This window comes from Rhodococcus sp. 008, from assembly GCF_001682295.1.
Lineage (GTDB): Bacteria > Actinomycetota > Actinomycetes > Mycobacteriales > Mycobacteriaceae > Rhodococcus_F > Rhodococcus_F qingshengii.
The window spans coordinates 3371174-3395657 of sequence record NZ_CP012749.1 but is presented as its reverse complement, the minus strand read 5'-3'; the positions used below and the strand labels follow the sequence as shown (position 1 = coordinate 3395657).

Annotated in this window: 21 protein-coding genes; 11 read left to right on the top strand and 10 right to left on the bottom strand. The window is 63.3% G+C overall.

Features of this window, described 5'->3' with window-relative positions:
* The first annotated feature begins 122 nt into the window (after positions 1–122).
* Genes trmB through AOT96_RS15755 form a run of 3 tightly spaced genes read left to right on the top strand, consistent with a single transcriptional unit; the run spans position 123 to position 4550 of the window.
* A complete protein-coding gene (gene trmB / locus AOT96_RS15765) occupies positions 123–881 on the top strand; it encodes a tRNA (guanosine(46)-N7)-methyltransferase TrmB (RefSeq protein WP_037132323.1) in 759 nt (252 codons plus the stop codon).
* Positions 878–1585 (top strand): NYN domain-containing protein, encoded by a 708-nt coding sequence (locus AOT96_RS15760; protein WP_003945733.1) that lies wholly within the window; start codon positions 878–880, stop codon positions 1583–1585. The genes trmB and AOT96_RS15760 overlap by 4 nt, the downstream gene beginning before the upstream one ends.
* A gap of 10 nt (positions 1586–1595) precedes the next feature.
* On the top strand, positions 1596–4550 hold the full coding sequence (locus tag AOT96_RS15755) for an MMPL family transporter (protein WP_065351985.1): 2955 nt from the start codon (positions 1596–1598) through the stop codon (positions 4548–4550).
* Position 4551: 1 nt separating this feature from the next.
* Here the strand turns inward: AOT96_RS15755 and AOT96_RS15750 are convergent, their stop codons facing one another.
* Together AOT96_RS15750 and AOT96_RS15745 are read right to left on the bottom strand one after the other, a co-directional pair.
* The gene (locus AOT96_RS15750; protein WP_065351984.1) at positions 4552–6405 is read right to left on the bottom strand and encodes a DUF2339 domain-containing protein; all 1854 of its coding nucleotides are present in this window, start codon (positions 6403–6405) and stop codon (positions 4552–4554) included.
* Between the two features lie 121 nt (positions 6406–6526).
* Positions 6527–7099, bottom strand: coding sequence for a TetR/AcrR family transcriptional regulator (locus AOT96_RS15745; protein ID WP_042920278.1), 573 nt, complete (start codon positions 7097–7099; stop codon positions 6527–6529).
* 152 nt (positions 7100–7251) lie between these two features.
* Between AOT96_RS15745 and AOT96_RS15740 the strand changes: the two genes are divergently transcribed.
* Both AOT96_RS15740 and AOT96_RS15735 read left to right on the top strand, forming a co-directional pair.
* Positions 7252–7779: a cupin domain-containing protein gene (locus AOT96_RS15740; RefSeq protein ID WP_007734488.1), complete on the top strand. Its 528-nt coding sequence runs from the start codon at positions 7252–7254 to the stop codon at positions 7777–7779.
* 35 nt (positions 7780–7814) lie between these two features.
* Positions 7815–8267: a MaoC family dehydratase gene (locus AOT96_RS15735; RefSeq protein ID WP_003945664.1), complete on the top strand. Its 453-nt coding sequence runs from the start codon at positions 7815–7817 to the stop codon at positions 8265–8267.
* 4 nt (positions 8268–8271) lie between these two features.
* On the opposite strand, the gene AOT96_RS15730 is transcribed toward AOT96_RS15735, so the two are convergent.
* From AOT96_RS15730 to AOT96_RS15715, 4 genes are read right to left on the bottom strand one after another with little or no spacing between them, the layout of a single operon-like run.
* Positions 8272–8991 (bottom strand): DUF1707 SHOCT-like domain-containing protein, encoded by a 720-nt coding sequence (locus AOT96_RS15730; RefSeq protein ID WP_064443169.1) that lies wholly within the window; start codon positions 8989–8991, stop codon positions 8272–8274.
* A gap of 17 nt (positions 8992–9008) precedes the next feature.
* Positions 9009–9641 (bottom strand): response regulator, encoded by a 633-nt coding sequence (locus tag AOT96_RS15725; protein ID WP_047269712.1) that lies wholly within the window; start codon positions 9639–9641, stop codon positions 9009–9011.
* A 28-nt stretch (positions 9642–9669) separates the two neighbouring features.
* On the bottom strand, positions 9670–10893 hold the full coding sequence (gene macS / locus AOT96_RS15720; RefSeq protein ID WP_003945490.1) for a MacS family sensor histidine kinase: 1224 nt from the start codon (positions 10891–10893) through the stop codon (positions 9670–9672).
* Positions 10886–12064, bottom strand: coding sequence for an AI-2E family transporter (locus AOT96_RS15715; protein WP_007734480.1), 1179 nt, complete (start codon positions 12062–12064; stop codon positions 10886–10888). The genes macS and AOT96_RS15715 overlap by 8 nt, the downstream gene beginning before the upstream one ends.
* A 192-nt stretch (positions 12065–12256) precedes the next feature.
* Between AOT96_RS15715 and AOT96_RS15710 the strand changes: the two genes are divergently transcribed.
* Both AOT96_RS15710 and AOT96_RS15705 read left to right on the top strand, forming a co-directional pair.
* Positions 12257–13735: an adenylate/guanylate cyclase domain-containing protein gene (locus AOT96_RS15710; RefSeq protein WP_003945952.1), complete on the top strand. Its 1479-nt coding sequence runs from the start codon at positions 12257–12259 to the stop codon at positions 13733–13735.
* Positions 13736–13744: 9 nt separating this feature from the next.
* Complete coding sequence (locus tag AOT96_RS15705; RefSeq protein WP_037132313.1) at positions 13745–14851, top strand: lysylphosphatidylglycerol synthase transmembrane domain-containing protein; 1107 nt, start codon at positions 13745–13747, stop codon at positions 14849–14851.
* On the opposite strand, the gene AOT96_RS15700 is transcribed toward AOT96_RS15705, so the two are convergent.
* Entirely contained in the window at positions 14848–15528 is a 681-nt protein-coding gene (locus tag AOT96_RS15700) for a FadR/GntR family transcriptional regulator (protein ID WP_007734477.1), read from the bottom strand. The two genes, AOT96_RS15705 and AOT96_RS15700, sit on opposite strands and share 4 nt — an antisense overlap.
* Positions 15529–15691: 163 nt before the next feature.
* On the opposite strand from AOT96_RS15700, the gene AOT96_RS15695 reads away from it, so the two are divergent.
* From AOT96_RS15695 to AOT96_RS15680, 4 genes are all read left to right on the top strand, one after another.
* Positions 15692–17428: a 2-isopropylmalate synthase gene (locus tag AOT96_RS15695; protein ID WP_042920290.1), complete on the top strand. Its 1737-nt coding sequence runs from the start codon at positions 15692–15694 to the stop codon at positions 17426–17428.
* A 78-nt stretch (positions 17429–17506) separates the two neighbouring features.
* Positions 17507–18055 (top strand): YceI family protein, encoded by a 549-nt coding sequence (locus AOT96_RS15690; protein ID WP_003945643.1) that lies wholly within the window; start codon positions 17507–17509, stop codon positions 18053–18055.
* Between the two features lie 64 nt (positions 18056–18119).
* The gene (locus tag AOT96_RS15685; RefSeq protein WP_065351983.1) at positions 18120–18497 is read left to right on the top strand and encodes a DUF3054 domain-containing protein; all 378 of its coding nucleotides are present in this window, start codon (positions 18120–18122) and stop codon (positions 18495–18497) included.
* A gap of 57 nt (positions 18498–18554) precedes the next feature.
* On the top strand, positions 18555–20027 hold the full coding sequence (locus AOT96_RS15680) for a peptide MFS transporter (RefSeq protein WP_003945468.1): 1473 nt from the start codon (positions 18555–18557) through the stop codon (positions 20025–20027).
* Positions 20028–20033: 6 nt separating this feature from the next.
* Here AOT96_RS15680 and AOT96_RS15675 read toward each other — a convergent pair whose 3' ends face one another.
* The 3 genes from AOT96_RS15675 to AOT96_RS15665 form a co-directional block, all read right to left on the bottom strand.
* Positions 20034–20771 (bottom strand): sulfite exporter TauE/SafE family protein, encoded by a 738-nt coding sequence (locus AOT96_RS15675; RefSeq protein WP_003945554.1) that lies wholly within the window; start codon positions 20769–20771, stop codon positions 20034–20036.
* 30 nt (positions 20772–20801) lie between these two features.
* A complete protein-coding gene (locus AOT96_RS15670) occupies positions 20802–22481 on the bottom strand; it encodes an NTF2-like N-terminal transpeptidase domain-containing protein (RefSeq protein WP_064443164.1) in 1680 nt (559 codons plus the stop codon).
* Between the two features lie 107 nt (positions 22482–22588).
* The gene (locus tag AOT96_RS15665) at positions 22589–24406 is read right to left on the bottom strand and encodes a penicillin-binding transpeptidase domain-containing protein (protein ID WP_065351982.1); all 1818 of its coding nucleotides are present in this window, start codon (positions 24404–24406) and stop codon (positions 22589–22591) included.
* Positions 24407–24484 lie beyond the last annotated feature (78 nt).

Here is a 24484-nt window from a genome sequence, read left to right as displayed (position 1 = left end):
GTTCTCGGCAAGGACGGCAGGTGACACCACCCTTTCGCCGACAGTCCGAAGTCGACGGTTTCAGGACTTTCCGTGGAAAGTCTCAACTCAAACTTCAGACCCGTCTGCGCTAAACGGGGGTCATGCGTGACAATGGGTTCGTGAACGAAGCCGATCAGCATGCACCGCAGACCCCTGACACGGGGCAGACGGACCACACCAAGGGGTCCCGTCTCCATCCGAGAGTGACCAGCTTTCGCTCTCGCCGGGGTGCGCTGACCGACGCGCAGCAGCAGGCTTGGGACCGTCAGTGGCCGCTCATCGGCGCCGACGTCTCGGACACACCGCTCGACGCGAACGCCTGGTTCGGACGCGAGGCACCCCTGATCATCGAGATCGGTTCGGGTACCGGCACCGCGACGGCCGCTATGGCCAAGGCGGAACCGCACGTGAACCTGATTGCGATCGAGGTGTACCGCCCCGGGCTCGCGCAGCTTCTCCAGCAGGTCGAACGCGAAGAAATTCCCAACGTCCGCGTACTGCGCGGTGACGCGATGGACGTACTCGAGAACATGGTCGCCCCCGAATCGCTGACGGGCGTCCGGGTGTTCTTCCCGGATCCGTGGCCCAAGGCCCGACATCACAAGCGTCGCCTCCTGCAGGGGCCGACGTTCGCGCTGATCGCCAACCGTCTCAAGCCTGGCGGAGTGCTGCACGTGGCAACCGATCACGCCGAGTACGCCGAATGGATCGAAGAAGCCGGCAATGCCGAGCCGCTGCTGACCGCACTCGACTGGGAGTCTCCGATGACCCACGAGCGTCCGGTCACCAAGTTCGAGGACAAAGCCCATAAGGTCGGAAGTGCAATCACCGAGCTTATATGGGGGAAGATCAGAGCATGAGCGTCAGCGAACAGCTATCCGACGACGTGACGTCGTCGGAATCTCCTCTCGACTTCGGTCGTGACTCCCGCCACCCCAAGCGGGTGCTTCTGGTCTGGGACGCCCCTAACCTCGACATGGGCCTCGGCGCCATCCTCGGTGGCCGGCCTACCGCCGCCTACCGGCCACGATTCGACGCTTTGGGTCGTTGGCTGCTCTCTCGCACCGCCGAACTGTCCGCACAGAACAGCGGCACGCTCGAGCCTGAAGCGACCGTCTTCACCAACATCGCGTCCGGCAGCGCCGACGTCGTTCGTCCTTGGGTCGAAGCCTTGCGTAACGTGGGTTTCGCGGTGTTCGCCAAGCCGAAGGTCGATGAAGACAGCGATGTCGATTCGGACATGCTCGAGCACATCGCGCTCCGGTACGGCGAGGGCCTCGCCGGAATCATGGTCGCGTCCGCCGACGGCCAAGCGTTCCGCGAACCTCTCGAGGACATCGCAGCAACCGGTATCCCGGTCCAGGTTCTCGGGTTCCGTGAACACGCCAGCTGGGCTGTGTCGTCCGATATCTTGGACTTCGTCGATCTCGAGGACATCCCAGGTGTCTTCCGTGAGCCTCTGCCACGGGTAAGCCTGGACACCCTGCCCGACGAGGGCGCCTGGTTGCAGCCGTTCCGACCGCTTTCTGCCCTGCTCATCGGGCGAAAAAGTGTTGCCGAGTAGGAGTTGATCAGTGTTCGCCAGCTGGGGAAGCATCGTCTATCGAGCCCGCTTCACCGTCATCGCTGTCATGGTGGCGGGGCTCCTCGGGCTCGCTGCGTACGGCCTGAGCCTGCAGGATCATCTCAGCCAGAGCGGCTGGGACGATCCGGGGTCGGAATCGGTAGAGGCTGCCAAACTCGCTGACGGCACGTTCGGACGCAGCACGACGGGTGACGTTCTGGCGCTGTACACGGCGCCGGAGGGCAAGACCGTCGACGACCCCGAGTTCCAAGCGAAGGTCATCGACAATCTGCAGCGACTCGTCGCCGACAACCCCGACCAGATCATGAAGATCAACGGCTCGTACTTCAAGGTCGACAACGGTCTCTCGGTGGCGGCCCTGGCGGACAAGACCAAGCAACACGCGGTCACCAGCATCGCGATCGCCGGAGACAACGACACCGCGGTGTCCAACAACTTCCGCGACGTCGAGTCGCAGTTCTACATCGACGGCGTCGACGTGCAACTCGCCGGCCTGCAACCTGTCGCGAATTCGCTCAACGACACGATGGCCAACGACATCAAGCGCATGGAAATGCTCGCGATTCCCGCTGTCGGTGTCCTGCTGTTCTTCGTCTTCGGTGGCGTCGTCGCTGCTGCCCTCCCGTTGATCGTCGGCGGTCTGACCGTCATCGGCGCCAACGGCATCATTCGACTGATCACCAACTTCACCGAGGTCAACGCGTTTGTCGCGCCCGTGGTCTCTCTGGTCGGCCTGGGTCTGGCGATCGACTACGGACTGTTCATCGTCAGCCGTTTCCGAGAAGAGATAGCCGAGGGGTACGACACCCCGACCGCTGTACGCCGAACGGTCATGACGGCAGGTAGAACGGTCATGTTCTCGGCGACCATGGTTGCCGTCAGCCTCGGCGGTCTGCTGTTGTTCCCGCAGGGCTTCCTCAAATCGGTGGCTTACGGCGCCATTGCTGCCGTCATGCTTGCCGCGATCTCGTCCATCACGATTCTTCCCGCGATTCTCGGCATTCTCGGCAAGCGGATCGACGCGCTGACCTTCAAGAAGCTGCGCCAGACCAAGACCAACGAGGAAATCGAGAACGGTTTCTGGGGCAAGCTCACCCGCTGGGTCATGCAGCATCCGCTCAAGGTCGCGGTCCCGATCGTCGCGGCTCTACTGCTGATGATCATTCCGCTGACGGGCATCAAGTTCGGCGGTATCAACGAGACGTACCTGCCCCCGGACAGCCCCACGCGTGTCGCGCAGGCGCAGTTCGACGAACTCTTCCCCGGCAATCGCACCGAGCCCGTTCGACTCGTCATCGAGGGAGCCGACAACACCACTCTCGGTCAGATTTCCAAGACCGCAAACGCTGCGCCAGGTCTGGTCGAGAAGTTCACCCCGGAGGTTGCGACGAAGGACGGTGTCAACGTCCTCAAGGCCGGTCTGACGGAGCGGAACGAAGCACGTCCCACCATCGACTATCTGCGGTCCGCGGACTGGCCCGAGGGCACAACTGTGCTGGTCGGCGGCACTCCGGCCATCGAGCAGGACAGCGTCGACGCATTGCTCGATCGTCTGCCGCTGATGGTCGTATCCGTCATCCTGCTGACGACCTTGCTGATGTTCTTGACGTTCGGCTCGCTCGTCCTGCCCATCAAGGCCGCATTGATGAGCGCGCTCGGACTGGGTTCGACGCTCGGAATCTTGACCTGGATCTTCATCGACGGGCACGGTTCCGGTCTGTTGAACTTCACACCGGGGCCGATCATGTCTCCCGTCCTGGTGTTGATCATCGCGATCGTCTACGGCCTGTCGACCGACTACGAAGTGTTCCTGCTCTCCCGCATGGTCGAAGCGCGAGCGCAGGGCGCGAGTACTACCGAATCCATCCGTATCGGCACGGCACATACCGGCCGGATCATCACCGCTGCCGCACTGATTCTGATCGTGGTCACCGGCGCATTCGGCTTGTCCGATCTGGTGATGATGAAATACATCTCCTACGGCATGATCTCCGCGCTGATCATCGACGCGACTCTCATCCGAATGTTCCTGGTCCCCGCGACCATGAAACTGCTCGGCGACGACTGCTGGTGGGCTCCGGCCTGGATGAAGCGGATCCAGCAGAAGATCGGGCTGGGCGAGCCGATCCTCGACAACGAGCTGGTACTCGCGAACGTCCCGCAGATCGCGCCTGTCGGTGCGATCGCCGGACCGGGTCAGCCGCGCAAGATCGAAGCGGCCTCGCGGGTCATGCCACCGCCTGCCCCGGCTGCACAGCCGGAAAGCGGACCTCGCGTTCCCGATCCTCTCACCGAGCCCATTCCGCTCAGCGAAATGGCGATCAAGGCACCCAACACGGAGGCTCCCGCCGCGGAGAAGCCGGCACCGCGACGTCGTCTCGATATCGGGAGTGCAGCCAGCGCCCCCCAGAACCTGATCGAGGCACCGGTACCCAATCCCTCGTACCGGCCGCAACCGAATGCCAGCGACAAGCGCAGAAACCCCACGCCCGCTGCGCCGGCCGAGCGTCCCATCGAGAGTTGGTTGTCGGACCTGCGGGCCCGGGAACAGACTCCCCCGGCCTCACGTCCACTGCCGGTGGTCCGGACGCCTTCGCGGACAAACGGTTCGGCGACCAACGGTGCTGCCAGCAGCAGTTCAGGCTCCAACGGCGCGAGCCGGAACGGCTCCGCAAACGGTGCTACCAACAGTTCTGCAACCAACGGCTCTGTTACCAACGGCTCCGCCCCGACCTCGGTGGAGGCGACCCCCCAGTCGCCGCCTCCACCGACCGCTCCGGAGCGTCGTAACGGAGTTTTCACGGATGCGCCTTCGCCTACCAACGAGCCCCGAGTCTCGGACGCCACCCCTGACGGCGACGACAACGCCACCGGCAGGCACCGGCCTGACGACGCAGGCGCCATCAGCGTGAGCGAGCTCATCGCTCGCCAGAAGCGAAGCTGACTCATGATCCAGAAGCGAAGCTGACCTGCTCCTGCTTGGCGAAGGCTCGTGCATAACGTGTCCCGACCAGCAGGAGCAGCAAGCCGACCACCAGGAAGGCAACGCTGCGCACCAGCCCACTGAGTGTGGCCAGGTCGAAGAGGAACAGCTTTGCCACGGCCGCACTGGTGAGAGCAAGCCCGGCCCCGAGCAAGACGCGAGCGTGCTGGCGGTTGTTCAATCCGAGCACCAGCGCTGACGTGGCGGCAAGCATCCAGACGATGGTTGCAACACTGTGCCCGGCAACGAATCCGGTTGCACTGTCGAAAATTTCGACGCCGGATGAGACGAGCGCGCACGTCACCGCGTAGAGGACACCGAACCCTGCGCCCGCCCATAGAACCGCCGCGTTGGAAGCGGCAATCAACTTCAGTCGGTGAATCGCCCAGACCAGCATCACCACCGCGCCTATCGCCGTCAGGCTCGAGAGCGCCGTGATCGCACCGAGTTGCATGGATGCGGCGCGAGCGGTCGTCAACGCTTCCGGCGGAACCATCGTGAGGTATCCGATCGATCCGATTGCCGCAAAGGCGGTTCCGAGCGCGAAGACGAAGCGCGAACCCGCATACAGCGAGACTCCGAGGAAGATCATTCCGACCGTGAGGATCAGCGGTACGACCAGAGATTCAGTCGCCCCGGAGAAGCAGCAGAGCAACAATGCGAGGGCGCCGGTTGCGCCCAGTCCGAATCGCAGTTGCGTCGGCAAAGGCTTGGCCGCCGCTGCAGCCGAAAGAAGTAGTGCCGCAGCAATTCCGTACAGCACTGCGGATTCGGTGCGCCCGAGCACGGCTCCGACGCTCATCAGCGGAAGGGACGAGACGACAAAGGTAGCAGTGGACCACGCCCCTGCAATGCCGTCACGCGAGGGCGAACCCGTCCACTGCATAACCATCGCGCAGCCGACCCCCACGATTGCAACCACGCCGGCACTGATCACCAATTGCACTGCACTGTTGCCGGATTCGTCGAAGATGGACTCCGACGCTATCGCTGCGAGCAGTGCGAGAACCACCGGTACGGTGCGCGCCATGCCCAGGTACTTCCAGTCACGACCGAGCTGGGCGGAGAATGTCGCCGATTGGATTGCGAAGAGGAAACCGATGAGGGTCAACGATATTCCCGACGTCAACACGGGAGCCAGCAGCGCTGCTCCCAGAACGATCATGAGCGCCAGCGATTCGGAATCCCACTTCACGGCGAGGGCAACGCCGGCGGCGGCGATTCCGAAGGCAATCACCACCGCGAGCGGTGTCGTCACCCAACCGTAGAGAACGGAGGCTGCGACGACATCGAGATACATCCCTGCAAAACCGGTGGCAGCCAGGGCAATTGCCCCCACTTTGCCCCCTGGTCGTCCGTGGACCCGCACCCCGGCAAACACCAAGGCGCCGGAAAGGAGCGCACCGCCGAGCACCCGCAGCGGAGGTCCGAAGAATCCGGCCTGCGCTGCAAGTACCAGCAGCATCACGATGCCGATCAGTGTGACGGCAACACCTGCCGCGGCCAGAAGTCGACTGATGACACCGTCGCGTTGCCACCAGGGCTGGCGAGGTGCCGCAACCGGATACGTCGGCGGCTGCCACGCGGGCACGCTCTGCTGAGAACGCATTGGCGGCATCTGCGGCACCTGTGGCACCGGAGCCGCGGGTGCCGGGACTACCGCCATGGGCGGGGTCGCAGTAGCCGAGGCCAGCTGAGTCTGCAGGATCGACAGGTTCTGGCCCATGTGACGCAACTGCCGGCCGATGCTGTCGCACTCGGCCGAGAGGGCGGTCACCAGTCGCGGATCGACGGCGGAAGAGCTCGGTGTGGTCATGGCTTCGAGCTTGCTGCGTGGCCGAACCGATCAGATGAGTAGTACTACTCGATCAGCCTGGGGACTTCTCGTACTCAACTGAGGACACCTTCGACTGACAGCACCCTCGACTGACAGGGCACTAACGCCGAGGTGCCGCGTTCCGCAATCGTTCGGACAGAAGCCGACCCGAAGTGTGAAGCGGAGCGGGATCCTGACGCGCCCGAGCAAGGACCAGCGCGCCCTCGAGTGCGGACAGAGCGAGAATTGCCTCGGACTCGGCGTCTTCGCGGGACCAACCGTCTGCCTCGAGGCGCTGAGCCAGCAGTGCGAGCCACGAGTTGTACCCGTCCGCGCAAGCACCGCGGATGACCTCGGATTCGGTTGCGGCATCCAGTGTTGCCGTAGCCAGGGCGCATCCACGTTCGTAGTCCGAATCCGACAAACGCGCAGCCAATGCGGCGGCGAATGCCGAGATCGCGGTGGCTGCATCGGGTGAGCTCTCCAGCAGGTGCCGGATGAAATCGGCCATTGCCTCGCCACGTCGCCTCAGAGCCTCGCCTGCGAGTTCTTCCTTGCCGCCGGGAAAGTGAAAGTACAAGGAACCTTTGGTAGTCGCACTAGCCGAGAGAACTTCCGACACCCCCGTTCCGGCGTAGCCCTTCCGCTGCAACAAATCGGCAGCGGCATCGACCAACAAATCCCTCGTAGACATACGTTCAATATACCGATCAGTACACATATCGACAACACTTGAAGTGCATAAATTGTCAAAACCTTGCATCACTAGACCGATTGGTACATGATTCGGGAATCAACAAACCGGAGCGCGGCCAACGACGCTCACGACGACGAAGGACTGAATCGATGTCACCGAATTCCCCGAACAACACCACCACGACCGTCCTCGGACCGGACGAAGACCTCGCCGGGACCCTCGCGGCCACCGGCGTCCGGATGATGGTTCGTAACAAACAAACCGAGGGAGGTTTCTCTCTTGTACAACACCGCATCGCTCCGCATTCGATGACCTCACCGGTCCATCGCCACAGCCGGGAAGACGAGTACACGGTGGTTCAAAGTGGCCGCGTCGCAGCGATGGTCGGAGACGAGGTCGTCTACGCGGAGACCGGCGCCATGATCTTCAAACCGCGTGGCCAGTGGCACGCCGTGTGGAATCCCGACGACGCTCCAGCACGGATTCTCGAAATCATCACGCCCGGAGGGATGGAAGACCTGTTCGAACTGATGCCGAAACTACTGGCCGAAGCAGGTTCCGCCGCGGAATCGGTTGCAGCGCGGGTAGAAGCAGACTTCGGGATCGAATTCGATCTCGTTGCCACCGCCGAGATCGCACAGACACACGGTGTGGGATTCGGCATCGAAAGTCACTGACCGACTGTCAGCACCTACCGATCGAAGGAAAATTCATGCTTGTACTCACCGGAGCAGAAGACCTCAGCGCCAACCTGAACCAAGAGCTGGGCGTCAGCGACTGGCACGATGTCACCCAGGAGTCCATCGACGAGTTCGCCCGGGTCACCGGCGACGATCAGTGGATTCACGTCGATGTGGATCGCGCGAAGGAGTCGCCGTTCGGCGGAACCATCGCGCACGGCAACTACACGCTCTCACTCGGCCCCAAGTTCTCGTACGCAATGTTCTCGCTCGAAGGTTTTGCGTTTGCTCTCAACTGCGGATTCGACAAGGTCAGGTTGCCCGCTCCGCTTCCGGTCGGCTCTCGTGTCCGCATGCGCGCGACGTTGAGCAAAGTCGAACCGATCAACGGCGGTGTCCAGATCACGGTGACGCAGACGTTCGAACGAGAACACGGTGACAAGCCCGTGTGCGTCGCCGAGATGTTGACCCGCGCGTATCACTGAAAGGTCAGGAGCCGAACATCTTTCGGATCGTGGTACCGAAGGGATGCTTCGCGGTGACACTGCCGAATCGCACCTTGCCGTGCACCACCAGATGCAGCGGGCCCATCTGTGGGCCGGAACGAACCTTGTTCGACGCGCTTCCCCCGACTGCCTCGACACCGTTCATGTCCACCGTCGCCTCTTCGGGAACGATCAGTGAAATCGAGCTGGCGTAGTCGTCGATCGAGATGTTCACGACCTGCGTCTGCATCACCGCGCGCGTGAAATCGATAGTCACACTGGACATTCTGGTGTCGACCACGACAGCTGGTGGAACGATCCAGGCACCGTTCCGCGTCACCGTCGCCATTCGTCCACGGATCACGGCAGCATTTGCCGCTCCGTAAGTACCTACAACCGGAGCCCCGACGGGAGCGCGGTAAGGCGGGCTCGGGTGAACCGGCGGCGGTTGGGGTTGGTACGCCGGCGCCGGGTAGGGCTGGCCTTGGTACATCGGCTGACCCGCATTGGGATACGCGGGTGGGTCGTAGTCGGAGATCAGTGTGATGCCCGGAAGATCGGCGAGAACCGAGTTGAGCTCACCTCGTGTCTTTGCGGCCAAGGCAGTGTCCATGCGCTCGGTGAACTCACCGAGCGAGAGCATCCCTTGACCGACAGCTTTCTGCAGCAGCTCGCCGACATGCTCTCGTTCGGCATCGGATACGCGTAGATTCCTGGCCTCCATGATTTCCAGGATAAACGTTATTCGAGACCTTGTTCTATCGCGTATCGCGTGAGCTCGACGCGATTGGCCAACTGAAGCTTCCGAAGCGTTGCCTGCACATGGTTTTCGACGGTCCGGTGGCTGAGCGAGAGCCTCGTGGCGATCTGTTTTGCGCTCAGCCCCTTGGCGACAAGACGGAGCACTTCGGTCTCACGGTCGGTGAGCCGAGGCAGCTCGGGTGCGCGATCGTCGGCCGGTGCCGTCGACATCCGGCGGTACTCACCGAGCACCAATCCGGCGAGGCCGGGGGTGAAGACGGCTTGTCCGTCGAAAGTCGCTCGCACGGCCTCGAGCAGTTCCGCCACCGAAGCACTCTTGACCAGGTAACCCGACGCTCCGGCTTTGACCGCGTCGAGGACGTCGTCACGTTCGGCAGAGGCCGAAAGCACCAGTACCTTGCTCTTCGGCGAAACCTCGAGAACTGCGGTGGTGGCGTCGGCACCGTTTCCGTCCGGCAGGTTCATGTCCATCAGAACCACCGCCGGTTGCACGGCGGCGGCCCGGCGGCGCGCACTCTCGACACCCTCCGCCGTGGCGCTCACGGTGAAGCCGGCAGCTTCGAGGTCCCGGGAGACACCGTCGCGCCACATCGGGTGATCGTCGACGACCATCACCGTCACCGGATTCTCGCCATGTTCGTCAGCCACGCTCACTTTTCCCCTTCGGAACGTTGATCTCCCATTCGGTGCCCTCCCCCGGCCCGGTTTGCAGGACTGCAGTGCCGCCGAGCACCTGCACTCGACCGAGAATGGACTTCGATACTCCCATGCGGCCTTCGGCTTCGGCCTGCGCCAAGCGGCCCTCGGGGATTCCGACGCCGTCGTCGCGGACGCTGACGATCACCTCGTCCGGCAGATCTTCGAGCAATACGTATGCCTTCGCCGCGGGCCCGGCGTGCAGCCCGACATTGGACAGAGCATTGTCGACGATGGCTGCCAGTTCGATGGCTCGATCACGCTCGATAACGACGGGGTGCGCGGGCGTCGACACCGACACCGACGTGCTTGCCTGCGTGGTCAGCAGCGGACACAGATCCACTGTCTGTCCGCCGACGTCTGCCGCGGCGCCCGAAACCTGCTCGGAGATCAGCATTCTCAAGGCGACCTCCTGCTCACCGGCCAGAGCAGCCAGTTCAGCTGCCTCGCCGCCGAGTGCCGCACCTCGCCTGCGCACCATCGCCAGCACCTGCAGAACGCCGTCGTGTACTTCGCGTGCCAAACGCTCGCGCTCTTCGGTGGCCGCCGCCAGACGGACGGCTTGCTCGAGTTGTCGATGCGAGCGCCGAGCGGTGGTGGTGGCCAAGCCCAACGCCAGGCCGACCGATACGAGCACGGGAGCCGTCGCATCGCGCCAGAGGTCCAGGTTGACCTGGTCGCGGATGATCGCGCTGGCCGCCGAGATGACAACTCCGGACGCCATACCGAGCCACGGCCCGCCGAGAATTGCCGCGGAGATGACCGCGTTGGTGGCCCACAGCGTGGTGGGCAGCGTCTGGTGATTCTGATACCACTCGTGGTCGGAGACCAGCCTCGTCGACGCCATCAGCAAGATGACGACCACCTGATCGGCGATCACCACCTGATACCGCGGCAGCTTCTTCCCGAACAAAGCACCGGATGTCCCTAGCAACAGTGCCGACACCCCGGTCCACACGGCCATCAGAGCGACGAAGAACCAGCTGAGCCGAGAGTTGGTGTAGTCGGAGGCCGAGGCGAACTGGTAGCTGATCGCGTACACCAGCGTGACGAGCCGAAATGCCTGCGCCGCCCGCCACAGCGGGGCATCAGGGTCGGTGTCGACGCCCGACGCCTCGCGAACGGTCGGCTGATAGTGCAGCCGACGACGGCGGGTGGGCTCAGTCATCGGGAGGGGTGGGGTTCACGATGCGAGGCTCGGCGCGCGGCTCGTCGGGTTCGGCGGGGAACAGTGGGGTTTCCGGATCTTCGACGTGCAGTTCGGCGTACGCGATGTCCGGGTCGTCGGCGAGGAGGGAACGAATAGCGGTATTCAGGACCGCGACGATCGGGACAGCCAAGAGCCCGCCGACGATTCCAGCGAGAACGATGCCCGTTGTAATGGCGAGAACGACTGCCAGCGGATGCAGGCGAACAGCGCGACCCAACAACAGCGGTTGCATCACGTGCGCTTCGAGCTGCATGACGCCGATGATGATGCCGAGGACGATCAGCGCCGTCAGGAAACCCTTCGTGACCAGAGCGACAAGCACCGCGAGAAAACCGGTCAGAAATGCACCGACGATCGGAATGAACGCGCCGATGAACACCAACGACGCCAGCGGCAGGGCGAGCGGCACCCCGAGGATCGCCAGGCCGGCACCGATACCGATCGCGTCGGCGGCGGCAACCGCGACCGTGGCGCGCACGTAGCCGATCAGCGACCCGAAACCTGCAGAACCGGCGATCCGTACGCGACGACGCGCGTCGGTGGGAACGATCCGGGTGACGAACTGCCAGATCTGATCGCCGCCGTAGAGGAAGAAGATGAGAGTGAACAGCGTCAGCAATGCCCCGGTGAAGATCTCGCCGATGACTGTCGCCGTGGTCAAGGCGCCGCTGGTCAGGGACTCACGATTGGATTGCACCGACTTGACGACCGAATCACCTGCCTGGCGGATCTGATCCTCGCTGAAGTGCAGCGGACCGCTGGTGAGCCAGTTCTGAATTTGCGTGACGCTGGCCGTGAACTGGTCGGTGAGCTGGGGCAACCCGTCGATGAACTGCTCGACGACAAACGTCATGATTCCCGCGACCAGTCCGATCGAGGCAAGCAGAACGACGATGACGGCTGCCGAGCGGGGAACACCCCACACCTGTAGCCGATCGACAATCGGGATCAGCAGAGCTGATGCCAGCAGAGCCAGCCCCACCGGGATGAGCACGGTTTCGAGGCGGAGTACGACGTACCCGAGAACCAACAGTCCGGCGAAGATCACAATGAGGCGCCACGACCATTCCGCAGCGATGCGCACTCCGGGATGCACCGCCCGAGCGTCGGCGGAGATGGGTTTGTTCATCCTCGATGCTCGCTCCGCACGCCCCCTGTTTGCGTTCACATCGCGAGCCTAACCGGCCCGGCCGACACAGGTGAGCGGACGAATAATCGGACGCGCGTACCAACACTTCGACCTCTGCCAGCTAAATTGAACCCTGTGCGGGCCTCATACAGAGCAATAGCGGTGACCATCCGCAGCCGGTGGCCCCTCTATATGCTCTCCATGCTCGCAGCCAATCTGATCGGCGCGGTACTGGTCTTTGCCTTCGTCCGGTACGGCGTGCCGATCCAGGAGTCCGACGCGATAGTTGCCGACCGGGTCCGCAACTTCGCGATCTTCGGCGTGTACCTGGCATTCGCCGGCGCCGTCAGCCTCACGGCGGCGGCGATGATGTTGAAGTCGGTCATCCGTTGGCGGCTGCGCGGGGGTCCGCCGACGAGGTCCGAGCAGATGGCGGCACTGCACGCGCCGCTTCGCCAGGCCATCGTCCACCTGGTGCTGTGGATTCTGGGCGGCATCATCTTCGTGTTCCTGACCATCACCGAGATGCCCGGACTCGCGATCGCCGTGATCGTGACGGTCTGCATGGCCGCGACCACGACCTTCGGGTTCACCTACATGCTCGGTGAGCGCATTTTGCGTCCGGTCGCCGCCCAGGCCTTGAGCGAGGGCGAATTCGATCGGACCATGGCGCCTGGCGTCGGAACCCGGCTGGCGATGACCTGGGGTCTCGGCACGCTGATGCCCGTCGCAGGCATCATCTTGCTGTGCTCGACGCAGCTCACGACCGATCTCGAGTTCTCCCCCGACTCGCTCGCGTGGGCGATCCTGCTCATCTCGATCATGGCGATCGTGCAGGCCTTTGCGCTGTCGATGCTGACGGCTACCCAGATCTCCGATCCGATCCGCCAACTGCGACGCGCCATCGAGCGGGTGCAGCGCGGCGCCACCGACGTTCGCGTCGAGGTGTTCGACGGCAGTGAGATCGGCCGGCTGCAGGTCGGCTTCAACCGCATGATGAAAGAGTCCGACGAGCGTCGTCTGCTGCGTGAGCTGTTCGGTCAGCACGTCGGCGAGGATGTGGCCCGGCGCGCGTTGAAGTTCGGTACCGAGCTGGGCGGAGAAACTCGATTCGTGGCAGTTCTGTTCGTCGACATGGTCGGATCCACCGGTGCCGCGGCCGAGCGCCCGCCGGGTGAAGTGGTCGAACTGCTCAACGAGTTCTTCCGTGTGGTCGTCGACGTCATCGATCGTCACCATGGTTTTGTCAACAAGTTCATGGGTGATGCGGCACTCGCCATCTTCGGTGCACCACTCGATCGGCCCGACGCTCCGACTGCGGCCTTGGCGGCGGCTCGCGAGCTGCGGTTCAAGCTCAACGACATCACCGGCCTCGACGTCGGAATCGGTGTGAGCGCGGGGCTCGCGGTCGCCGGCAACATCGGTGCTGCCGAACGTTTCGAGTACACCGTGATCGGTGATCCGGTCAACGAGGCGTCACGGCTCACCGAGCTCGCGAAACTTCGGCCCAGCCGGGTGCTGGCGTCGACGAGCGCGTTGTACTTCGCCGACGAAGAGGAACAGGCCGAGTGGGAACTCGGCGAGCAAGTCCAACTGCGTGGGCGCCGACGACTGACGCATCTGGCGTGGCCGGAAAAGTATCCAGAGGTCGATCCGGATCAAATTGGTTAGGGTGAGTCGATGGCTCAGCCTGGAAACACCCCACGGCGACTGAGACGACCACGCTCGCCCGTGGCCGAGACCAGTCGGGCCAGAGGGCGCTTCTGGTGGTTGAAGTGGCTGCTCGGGGTGGCTCTGATCGCTCTTCTGATCGTCGAAGGTGCAATTCTGTGGTCCAAGCTCAGTGAGTCCTGGCAAGCCTTGACCGAAATCCATTGGGGTTGGGTGGCCGCGTGCGTCGCGGCGCAACTCATTTCGCTCAGCGGATACGCGTCCGTTCAGCAACGTCTTCTCAATGCCGCCGGTGTGATTGCCGGTCACCTCAAGAACCTCTCGGTCATCTACGCCAGCACCGCGATGGCGCTGACGTTGCCGGCCGGCCAGGTCTTCTCGACCGCATTCACCTACAAGCAGACTCGGAAGTGGGGGGCGACGCCGGTAGTCGCGTCCTGGCAGTTGGCGGTGTGTGGAGTGATCGCTGCGGCGACTTTGGCGCTGTTGGGTGCCGCGGGCGCGTTTGCCTTCGGCACCAAGGTCAGCCCCATAACGCTCACGATCTCGATCATCGGCATGGCGGCACTGTTCCTGGCGTTGCGATACATAGCCCAGAATCCCGGCAGTATCGAGCGAATCGGGCATCGAGTCCTAGCCCGCTACAACCGAATTCGCAAGAATCCGCTCGGCCACGGGATGCGACGCTGGTCCGAGATCCTGAAGCAACTGGATACGGTCGAGCTCAGCCGCACCGACTCGGTCATCGCATTCGGGTGGTCGGCCATCCATCGTGTCGCCGATGTCGCTTGTCTGGGTTTCGCATGTTGGGCTGTTGGCGCGGAGCCCTCTTTTGCTGGGCTCCTGATCGCTTTCGCCGCCGCAAAAGCAGTCGGCAGCATTCCGCTGGTTCCCGGCGGGCTGGGTTACGTCGACGCTGCTCTGGTCACCGCGCTGACGATCGCAGGGGCCGGCGGAGCGCAGGCAATCGCGTCGGTGTTCGTGTATCGGATGGTCAGCCTCGTAATGGTCGCTGTCGTCGGTTGGATCGTCTTCTTGATCACTTTCCGTGCAACCCACCACGAAGACCTCGAGATGGACCTCGAGTTCGAACGCCGAGAACAGCCGGGCGTCTAGCGTCGCAACGCTGCTGCCATGTCGTCGAGGTGTGCCCGACTGATCCGTACGGCTGCCTCCGCGTCGCCGGCTTCGATGGCGTCCACCAACATTCGATGTTCGTCCGCGTCGGGCTGGCTGTGGGGATGCAGGTCCAGAACCGCGATCAACTCGATCAACGCCGCCCGCAGACGCGGTACAAAGGTCTCGAAGAGTTCCGACAGCACGGGATTGTGTGCCGCGTCCACCACTGCTCGGTGGACGGCGATGTCGGCGTCGACGAACGCTGCGTCGCCAGAGTGCGCTGCGGCAGTTCTACCGTCGAGCGCTTGCCGCAGAGCCGCGACGTCAACGGCATCGCGCCGCTGCGCGGCGAGGCGAGCTGCTTCGATCTCGACCGCGTTGCGCACCTCGACGACGTGAAGGATCGCCTCGGCTTCGAGCACTCGGGGCCACTGATCCGGAGGCGTCGTACTCCGTAGGAAGACCCCGGCGCCCTGCCGCGATTCGAGCATGCCGAGGCCCGCGAGAGTCCGCACTGCTTCCCTGATAGTGGACCGCCCGATACCCAACTGCGCAGCAAGAGTGGTTTCACCTGGAAGTTTGGCGCCGACTTCCCATTCACCGCTCACGATCCGCGCGCGTAGCAACTCCGCGGCCTGGTCGGTGAGCAGCCGACGCTCGACGATCGGGGACACGTGAACTCCTCAGGTTGTCTGATAAGTGATTTCGTTCTAGTGTAGCCCGCATGGCTACAGGAGCACTCCTTCTCGACTGCCGCGGCGGGGTCTGAAAGACCGGCACCCCTCCGCGGGGTTTCGCCATGCCGGTCTCTCGACTCGACCGCAGGAGAAACCGAAGATGAGTACTACCCGCGCCAACCGCTGGAACAACCAGAAGCCGTCACCCATGCCGTCCGAGCGCTATCGCGCCGCGTGGGATCGCGTCGACATTCCGACTTTCGAGCGGACGTGGCCGTCCAATCGCACCACCGCGGCGCCCCTGTGGGTGCCCGTCGATCTGCGTGACGGCAACCAAGCCCTCGCAGAACCGATGGACCCCGAACGCAAGCGTCGAATGTTCGAACTGATGGTGGCGATCGGCTACAAGGAAATCGAGGTCGGCTACCCCTCCGCGAGTCAGACCGATTTCGATTTCGTTCGCGACCTGGTGCGCTTCGATCTCGTTCCCGACGACGTCACTATCGTCGTATTCACTGCCGCGCGTACGGATTTGATCGAACGGACATATCAATCGATCGAGGGGCTGCCTGACGCGGTTGTCCACATGTACACGGCGACTGCGCCGACGTGGAGAAACGTCGTTCTCGGCAAGGAGCGAGAAGAGTTGCACGACATGATTTTCCGCGCCGCGCAAGACGTTGCTCGTGGCGGCGAAGGCCACGACGGCTGGCGATTCGAGTTCTCACCCGAGGTCTTCAACCTCACCGAACCCGACTACATCCTGCAGGTCTGCAACAGTCTCACCGAACTCTGGGACGCCAGCCCCGATCGCCCGGTCATCCACAACCTCCCTGCCACAGTCGAAATCGCCACCCCCAACATCTATGCCGATCAGATCGAATACATGCACCAGAATCTGGCCCGACGCGATTCGGTGATCCTCTCGGTCCACCCGCACAACGACCGCGGCACCGGCGTTGCGTGCGCCGAACTGGCAGTGCTGGCCGGCGCGCAGCGCGTCGAGGGATGCCTGTTCGGCAACGGCGAGCGGACGGGCAACGTCGACCTGGTCACACTGGGGCTGAATCTGCATGCACAGGGCGTCGATCCGGAAATCGACTTCTCCGACATCGACAAGATCCGTCGAACGGTGGAGTACTGCAACAGAATTCCCGTCCACGAACGCCACCCGTACGGCGGCGATCTCGTGTACACGGCATTTTCCGGAACCCACCAGGACGCGATCAAGAAGGGCTTCGCGCATCACTACGAGAGCGCGGAGGCTGCCGGCGTCGATCCGGGATCGGCGCCTTGGGCGGTCCCTTACCTGCCGATCGACCCCGCCGACGTCGGCCGCGACTACCAGGCGGTCATTCGTGTGAACAGCCAGTCGGGCAAGGGCGGAATCGCATATCTGCTGCAGACCGAGTACGGGGTCGAACTCCCCCGGCGCCTGCAGATCGACTTCGCCTCGCGGGTGCAGCTCGAAACCGACGACTCGGGCACCGAAATGACTGCCGACCAACTGTGGAAACTGCTGCTGCGCGAATACGGGTACAACGGAGGAGTGCGTCGGTACTCACTGGAACACACCGCCGACGGTGATCAGTTGTTCGTTGCCATCGATCGCGACGGGCGCGAGGTCACCGCCGCGGCCAGTGCGTCCGGGCCGGTCGAGGCATTGAGCAAAATCCTGACCGAACAGGGCTCGGCCGTCGAGGTTGTCTCGCTCACCCAGCATTCACTGCCCCGCAACCCGAATTCTTCCGGGAGTGCGAATTCGGCAGTCACCATTGCAGAGTGCGTGGTGAACGCCGAAGGGCGCTGGGGCATTGCGGTGCATCAGTCGGTGACAGCGTCGGCGCTTCACGCGGTCTACGCCGCAAGCACAAACACTGTGATGCAGCTCACATGATCTTGCGGAAGGATTTCCTGGGGTCCATAGTTGAAGCTACAAGAACTTGAACATTCAACTACTTATTCAGGAGCTTCCATGACCACCGCAACCTTGCCCGCTTTGACCGCCGGAACCTGGGTCATCGACACCGTCCACTCCACTGTCGGATTCTCGGTTCGCCACCTCATGGTTTCCAAGGTTCGTGGAACATTCGACGAGTTCTCCGGAACGATCACCGTTGCCGAAGACGGAACCCCCGCCGTCGAGGCCGAGATTTCCGTGGACTCCATCAACACCAAGAACGAGCAGCGCGACGGCCACATCAAGTCCGCTGACTTCTTCGACGTCGAGAAGTTCCCGAAGGCCACCTTCAAGTCCACCGCAGTGCGCTCCAAGGGCAGCGACTTCGTCCTCGCCGGCGACTTCACGCTCCACGGCGTCACCCGCGAGGTCGAGCTGAACCTCGAGTTCAACGGCGTCAACCCGGGCATGGGCCAGGGCCCCGTCGCCGGATTCGAGGCCACCACCGTCATCAACCGCAAGGACTTCGACATCTCCATCGAGATGCCCCTCGAAGGCGGCGGAGCAGTTGTCGGCGACAAGATCACGATCACCCTCGAGATCGAAGCCGGCCTCCAGGCCTAACAGCACTGTGCGCCTTTATTAACCGCCCGCGGTTAATAAAGGCGCACAGTCGTATGGTGTGAGCGTGAAGAAGTACGCACCATTCCTGCTGATCGACGCCATTCTTGTCATAATCTTCTGCGCGATAGGGCGCCGTACCCACGAAGAAGCCAATGCGCTCGCCGGTCTGGCGAGGACATCCTGGCCCTTCCTGACCGGCCTGGTGATCGGATGGGCTGCCACGTTCGCGCTCTACCGCGACAAGTTCAATGCCGTTCTCCTTGTTCCCACCGGCGTTGTCGTTTGGCTCGGCGCCGTCGTCTTCGGGATGATCCTGCGAGTGTTGAGTGGCCAGGGCACCCAGTTCAGCTTCATCGTCGTCGCGACGCTGGTCCTCGGCGCGTTCCTTCTCGGTTGGCGCGCACTCGCTCCGCTGGTAGTGAGAATCCGCACCAAGTCGTAACCAAACTCCACGGCTCGGAACCACCCGAAATGCCCGAGCACGTAGGACACTTTTCGGATGAGCAACACTACGGAGCCCGTCGAACGTAGCGAGAAGGAAGACCGGGGGTTCTTCGGCCAACCCTTTGCGCTGGCGAACCTGTTCGGCGTCGAGATGTGGGAGAGGTTCTCCTTCTACGGGATGCAAGGCATCCTCATCTATTACCTGTACTACAGCGTCAGCGACGGCGGCCTCGGCATCAGCCAGGCGGCAGCGACCAGCATCGTCGGCGCGTACGGCGGCACCGTCTACCTGTCGACGATTCTCGGGGCGTGGGTGGCCGACCGACTGCTCGGCTCCGAGCGCACGCTCTTCTACAGTGCTTCGCTGGTGATGGCCGGCCACATCGCACTGTCGGTTCTTCCCGGCATGTGGGGTGTCGGCGTCGGCCTCGTCATGGTCGCTTTCGGGAGCGGCGGCTTGAAGGCCAATGCGACCTCTCTGGTCGGAGATCTCTATTCCGAACAGGATGTTCGCCGCGACGCCGGATTCTCCATCTTCTACATGGGCATCAACATCGGCGGTCTTGTCGGTCCGCTGCTCACCGGAGCTGTCCAGGACGCCTGGGGATTCCACGCCGGTTTTGCTCTCGCTGCCGTCGGCATGGCGCTCGGCCTGATCCAGTACACGCTGGGCCGCAAGCATCTTCACGGAATCGGTGCCGAACCCGGCAACCCGTTGCCGGCGGACAAGCGCGCACTCTACATCGGGATCGGCATTGCCGCGATCGTCGTCGTCGCGGTCGCCTCCGTCACCGGTTTGATCACGGCGGACAACATGTCCGACGTCGTTGTCGGACTCACGATCGTCGCGTCGGTCGGTTACTTCCTCCTCATGCTCACCAGCAAGAAGGTCACCAAGGTCGAACGCAGTCGAGTCTTTGCATTCATCCCGATGTTCATCGCGAGCGCGGCCTTCTGGTCGCTGTTTCAGCAGCAGTTCACCACCGTGCCGGTGATCTCAGACAAGCTCCTGGACCGCAATCTCTTCGGTTGGGACTTCCCGCCGACGTGGGTACAGTCGATCAATCCGGTGTTCATCATCATCTTTGCCGGTGTGTTCGCAGCGATGTGGACCAAACTCGGTGACCGTCAGCCGTCGTCGCCGATCAAGTTCGCGCTCGGTACCGGCACGATGGGTCTGGCGTTCCTGGCGTTCATCCCGATCACCGGGGGCGGACCGAACAGTGCACCGCTCCTCGGCCTTGCCGGTGTGCTTCTGCTCTTCACCTTCGCCGAACTCTTCCTGTCCCCCGTCGGCCTTTCCCTTGCAACCAAACTCGCGCCCGAGCATTTTCACACTCAGATGGTGGCGTTGTTCTTCCTGTCCGTTGCATTGGGTTCTTCGATGGCGGGAACCTTGGCCGGTTACTTCGACATCGACGACAGTCGCCCGTTCTTCCTGATCATCGGTTTCTCGTCGATCGGAATCGGAGTGATTCTTGCTCTTGCCTCGCCGTGGATCAAGAAGCTGATGCAGGGCGTGAAGTAGACGGGCTCACTTCACCCACAACCACAGAGCCAACACGAATCCCGCTATCGCTACTGCCACACGCAGTACCGATGGCGGGATTTTCTTGACGACGGGCGGGCCACACCAACCTCCGGCCAACGCGCCGAGCGCCATCGCCAACGCGGCCACCCAATGCACCTGTCCGGAGAAGGCGAAGATGAGTGCAGCCACAAGATTGGCGATGCCGAGAAAGAAACTCTTCAGGATCGTTGCACGCCACACCGTTTCGGAAGTGAGGATGAGCGTCGCAGCCAGGAAGATGACTCCGGCACCGGCACCGAAATAGCCGCCGTAAACCGCGACGGCAAACAGTGCTGCCGAGTAGATTCCGGGGCGGTCACCGCCGCCGGACAACTCACGAATCTTCGGCTGCAGCAGCAGCGCGAGCGAGGCGAACACGACCATCGCCGGCACAACGGATTCGAACGAACCTTCCGGTGCCAGCCAGAGGATGAGGGCACCGATGATGCCACCGGCCGCCGAATAGAGAGACCAGCGAACAAGTTTCGGACCGGTATCGGCAACTTCACGGGACGAGTTCGCCAACGCTCCGACGCCGACGGCCACCAACGCGACGGTATTGGTCATGTTCGCGCTGACCGGTGAGAGCCCGACGCTCAGCAGCGCCGGATACGAAACGATCGATGCAAGACCGGTGACAAAACCGACTAGACCGCTGAAGAATCCCGCTACGACGAGGAAAAGGAAATCGAGCAGGTTCACGAACCAGGAATCTACTCGCGGTGCCCGGTACTACTTGTCGGCAGGCTTGCCGAGTTCCTGGAAGAGCTTGTCCGTCATCTGCATTGCTCGATCACCGCCGTCGGCGTCTGCGACGAACACCGCGAACGCGAAGTCTCCGCGTGATCCGTAGAACCAGCGATCGTCACCGCTCGCTGCACCGGCCGCCATCATGTCCGGGTACCCAGCCAGTCCGCCGGCGCCTCGCATGGCGTCACGCAGACGATTGTTGACGTCGCCGGGCAATGCCGTCGGCGTGACGTCGGCGGTAGCCGGTTGTCCGAAGACCATCATCGGCATCGGGGCACTGCCGCGGGCGATCGATGCCGCGAGCATCGCCATTCCGAACGGAGTTACCGTCGGTGTGCTCGCGTCGTTGGACGTCTTGTTGGCCATGACGTTGTTCATCGCCTGGTCCACGCCGGGGCGGTTCGCGGCAAGCACTGCTGTCTGCTGTTCGAGTCCCTGAATGTGGAAGCCGTTGCCGAGTCCGAGTTGCTGCCCGGTGTCGGCCAACTGCTCGGGTGACACGGCGCCGGGGTCGACGCCGTTCTGCATCGACGATGCGAGACGGACCAGATCGAGGGCGCCGCCGGCCGGGCGCAACCCGGTGAAGGCGATCGGGCCCTGTTCGATGGCCTGATTGTTCTGTGCGGCAGCCAGAATGGCGCCGTCCGACGGGCGGATCGCGACGATGGCCGCAGGAGTACCTGCACTGACGACAGCTTCGATCGCGGCGAGTTGAGCGTGCGAGTCGAGGGTCGCGGCGACGTCGGGCCCGGGAGGTCCTTGGAAGCCGGCTTGCTTGATCGGGAATCCGTTGGGCTCGACCAGATTGACCGCCCAACCGGCGGTGGCGTCGCGATTGGCCTGCCACACGGTCCGCAGTGGGTCCAGCAACGGCGAGTTGATTCGACGGTCGGAGGCGATCAGCTTGGGTGTCTTGACCACGACGACGCCGGGGATCGCAAAATCGCTTTCCAGGTAGGCGTAGTCGGGATCGCGGAGCAATACGGCGGTGACGGGCTTGCCGGGGTTTGCGGCGAGGTCGGCCAACATCGACTCCGAAGTGACCAACGGTGCGACAGGTTCGAGCACCGTGGCGAGGCGACGAGTGGTGTCGACGGGGTCCGGCATGGTGGCCGGGTCGAGAGTGATCGCGTTGATGGTCTGCTCGTTCATGAGCAGGGTGCCGGTGCTGTCGACTACCTTCGGCGGCGCTGCGTCCGTGCGGGTGTACGAAACGGTGCGACCGTTGCCGAGGTCGGGGACGAGGACCGACGGGTCCCAGGACACACGCCAGCCGACCGACAGATCACGAACCTCACCCTGCGACTGGTAGCTCCAGTCCTTGCCTTCGCCGAAGTTCCAGGACGCGTCGAGTGTGAAGAGTCCGGAGTCGCTACCCAGATCCATGACCTGAGCGACGTCGAAGTCGGTGGACTTGGCGGCCAGTCCGTCGAACATCTGCTGGATCGACGGCCGCGCCGCGTTGGGGTACGACGTGAGCGCCGCAGCAGCTTCGGCGTCGTGGTTGTTGAGGGCGGTGACGAAGTCCTCCACCACCGAGGCGGCGTCGGATTTCTTCTCCCCACCGATGACACACGACGCGAGCGCCACTGTCAGAACGACAGCAGTTATCGACGCAACGACATATTTTCCACGACGGTTGTGCTGTCCTCCGGGCCCCATGCATGTAACTCTTTACTTCTGTCACACGAGTAACAAGCACGGGATGCCTACGAACGTGTCACGGTTGAGCTACGACGGTGTGATCCAACTGCAACGGAAAACAGGTTTCAGCGCAGAAAAGTGCCCGCTACCTGCACTGCAGGCGAAGAGCTGTCCGCACCCGCGATGAATACCGCAAATGCGAGGTCTCCCTTGATTCCGACAAACCACCCATGTGCCGGGCCACCCTCGGTTTCGGCCGTGCCGGTCTTGCCGAGAAGCCCCGGAATGTCCTGCAACGACGTCGCCGTACCGCCTGTGACGGTCTCGCGCATCATCACCCGCAACTGTTCGGTCACCTCCGCGGGAGCCGGTGCAACGGTCTGATCTGCCACGCCGGGCTGTCCCTTGACCAACATCGGCGCGGGTGTCGTTCCGTTGGCGATCGAGGCCGCCACGAGAGCCATCCCGAAGGGCGTGGCGGTCACCGTGCCCTGTCCGATCGCGGACTCGACGCGTTCGGCGGGGGTGTTCGCGTCAGGGACGTTGCCCGTCACCGTCGTGAGTCCGGGGGTGACGTAGTCGACGCCGAGCCCGAACTGCAGCGCCGCTTTGTGCAAAGCATCGGCGGGCAGACCGACGGCCATCCTCGCCATTGTGGTGTTGCACGACTTCGCGAACGCGGTGTGCAGCGGAACCGATCCGAGGTCGAACTCGTCGTCGTTGGGAATCTGACGGCCCTCGATGTTCTCGGTACCCGGGCACGGCAGAACGGTGTCCGGTGTAGCGACGCCGGCTTGCAGGGCCGCGGACGTCGTCACGGTCTTGAACGTCGAACCCGGTGGGTACAGGCCGGTCAGAGCGATCGGGCCCTGTGCGTCGGCGGGGGCGTTCTGGGCCACCGCCAACACCGCTCCGGTCGACGGCTGCAGCGCAACGATCGCCGCCTGTTGTGTCACCCCGGCAAGCGCATTCTCGGCCGCGAGTTGCATCGGTCGGTCGATCGTTGTGGCGATGTTCGGAGCAACCGGCCCGTCTTGGCCGGCGACGGTGGTGACGGTTCCGTTCTGCTTCACCTGCTGTACCGCCCAGCCCGCGGATTTGTCCTGCCCCTCCTGCCACAGATCGGACAACCCACTGAAAGTCGGCGACGCCAGAGTTTTGTCCACCGAGAGCAACCGAGCCTGCGGCGCCAAGCTCACTCCGGGAATCGCCGCCAACCGCTCCTCGATCGGTGCAAGATCCTCGGCCCGCAAAGTGATTGCGGTGACCGGCTTCCCACTTGCCGACGCAAGATCGCCGCTCAGCGATGCCGCCGTGATCGTCGGTGCGATGGGCGAGAGAAGGGCCGCCACGGCTGCCGTGTCCACCGGGGGCACCGCGGCGGAATCCAGATTGACCAGCGTCACCACCTGCTGCTCCATGATCGGCTGGCCCGCCGCGTCCAGCACCGACGGCGGAGCACCGGTGGTGGGTGTGTAGCGCAAGGTCGTCGAGGAGGTCAGGTCCGGAGCCAACAGCGCCGGGTCCCACTGAATCAGCCAGTTGTCCCCGCTTTTCGACGCGTTTCCCTGCGTCGAGTAGTTCCAGTCCTGACCTTCACCGAACTTCCACGCCGCATCGAGTGTGAACGTCCCCGCAGAATCACCGGACTCGGTGGCGTCGGAGACGGTGAATGTTCCCTCGTCCTTGCCCAGCCCGTCGATCAGAGCCGAAATCGCAGTCGACGCCGCCGCCGGATCGGTGGTCAGGGCTGCCGCCGCTTGCACGTCATCGGACGTGAGCGCGGAGGCGAACTCCTCTGCCACTGATTTCGGCTGGCCAGGGCCAGAACTGCAGGCAACTACCGATCCTGCGGCCAATACCCCCAGAGCCACGGCAGCCACGGGACGACGGAAAGTTCGGAAGCTCTGACGAGCGTGTGAAAGGCGCACGACTCCGATCATGCCCGAATTTGTGGCGCCAGTTCGACTATCGGTGTAATCATGTAATCAGTGCAATAAACGCACGCCACACTCCACCAG

Coding starts and splice junctions, on each gene's coding strand:
- trmB (WP_037132323.1), top strand. CDS start 123: ATGCGTGACAATGGGTTCGTGAACGAAGCCGATCAGCATGCACCGCAG.
- AOT96_RS15760 (WP_003945733.1), top strand. CDS start 878: ATGAGCGTCAGCGAACAGCTATCCGACGACGTGACGTCGTCGGAATCT.
- AOT96_RS15750 (WP_065351984.1), bottom strand. CDS start 6,405: ATGACCACACCGAGCTCTTCCGCCGTCGATCCGCGACTGGTGACCGCC.
- AOT96_RS15745 (WP_042920278.1), bottom strand. CDS start 7,099: ATGTCTACGAGGGATTTGTTGGTCGATGCCGCTGCCGATTTGTTGCAG.
- AOT96_RS15740 (WP_007734488.1), top strand. CDS start 7,252: ATGTCACCGAATTCCCCGAACAACACCACCACGACCGTCCTCGGACCG.
- AOT96_RS15735 (WP_003945664.1), top strand. CDS start 7,815: ATGCTTGTACTCACCGGAGCAGAAGACCTCAGCGCCAACCTGAACCAA.
- AOT96_RS15730 (WP_064443169.1), bottom strand. CDS start 8,991: ATGGAGGCCAGGAATCTACGCGTATCCGATGCCGAACGAGAGCATGTC.
- AOT96_RS15725 (WP_047269712.1), bottom strand. CDS start 9,641: ATGGTCGTCGACGATCACCCGATGTGGCGCGACGGTGTCTCCCGGGAC.
- macS (WP_003945490.1), bottom strand. CDS start 10,893: ATGACTGAGCCCACCCGCCGTCGTCGGCTGCACTATCAGCCGACCGTT.
- AOT96_RS15715 (WP_007734480.1), bottom strand. CDS start 12,064: ATGAACAAACCCATCTCCGCCGACGCTCGGGCGGTGCATCCCGGAGTG.
- AOT96_RS15710 (WP_003945952.1), top strand. CDS start 12,257: ATGCTCTCCATGCTCGCAGCCAATCTGATCGGCGCGGTACTGGTCTTT.
- AOT96_RS15705 (WP_037132313.1), top strand. CDS start 13,745: ATGGCTCAGCCTGGAAACACCCCACGGCGACTGAGACGACCACGCTCG.
- AOT96_RS15695 (WP_042920290.1), top strand. CDS start 15,692: ATGAGTACTACCCGCGCCAACCGCTGGAACAACCAGAAGCCGTCACCC.
- AOT96_RS15690 (WP_003945643.1), top strand. CDS start 17,507: ATGACCACCGCAACCTTGCCCGCTTTGACCGCCGGAACCTGGGTCATC.
- AOT96_RS15680 (WP_003945468.1), top strand. CDS start 18,555: ATGAGCAACACTACGGAGCCCGTCGAACGTAGCGAGAAGGAAGACCGG.
- AOT96_RS15670 (WP_064443164.1), bottom strand. CDS start 22,481: ATGGGGCCCGGAGGACAGCACAACCGTCGTGGAAAATATGTCGTTGCG.
- AOT96_RS15665 (WP_065351982.1), bottom strand. CDS start 24,406: ATGATCGGAGTCGTGCGCCTTTCACACGCTCGTCAGAGCTTCCGAACT.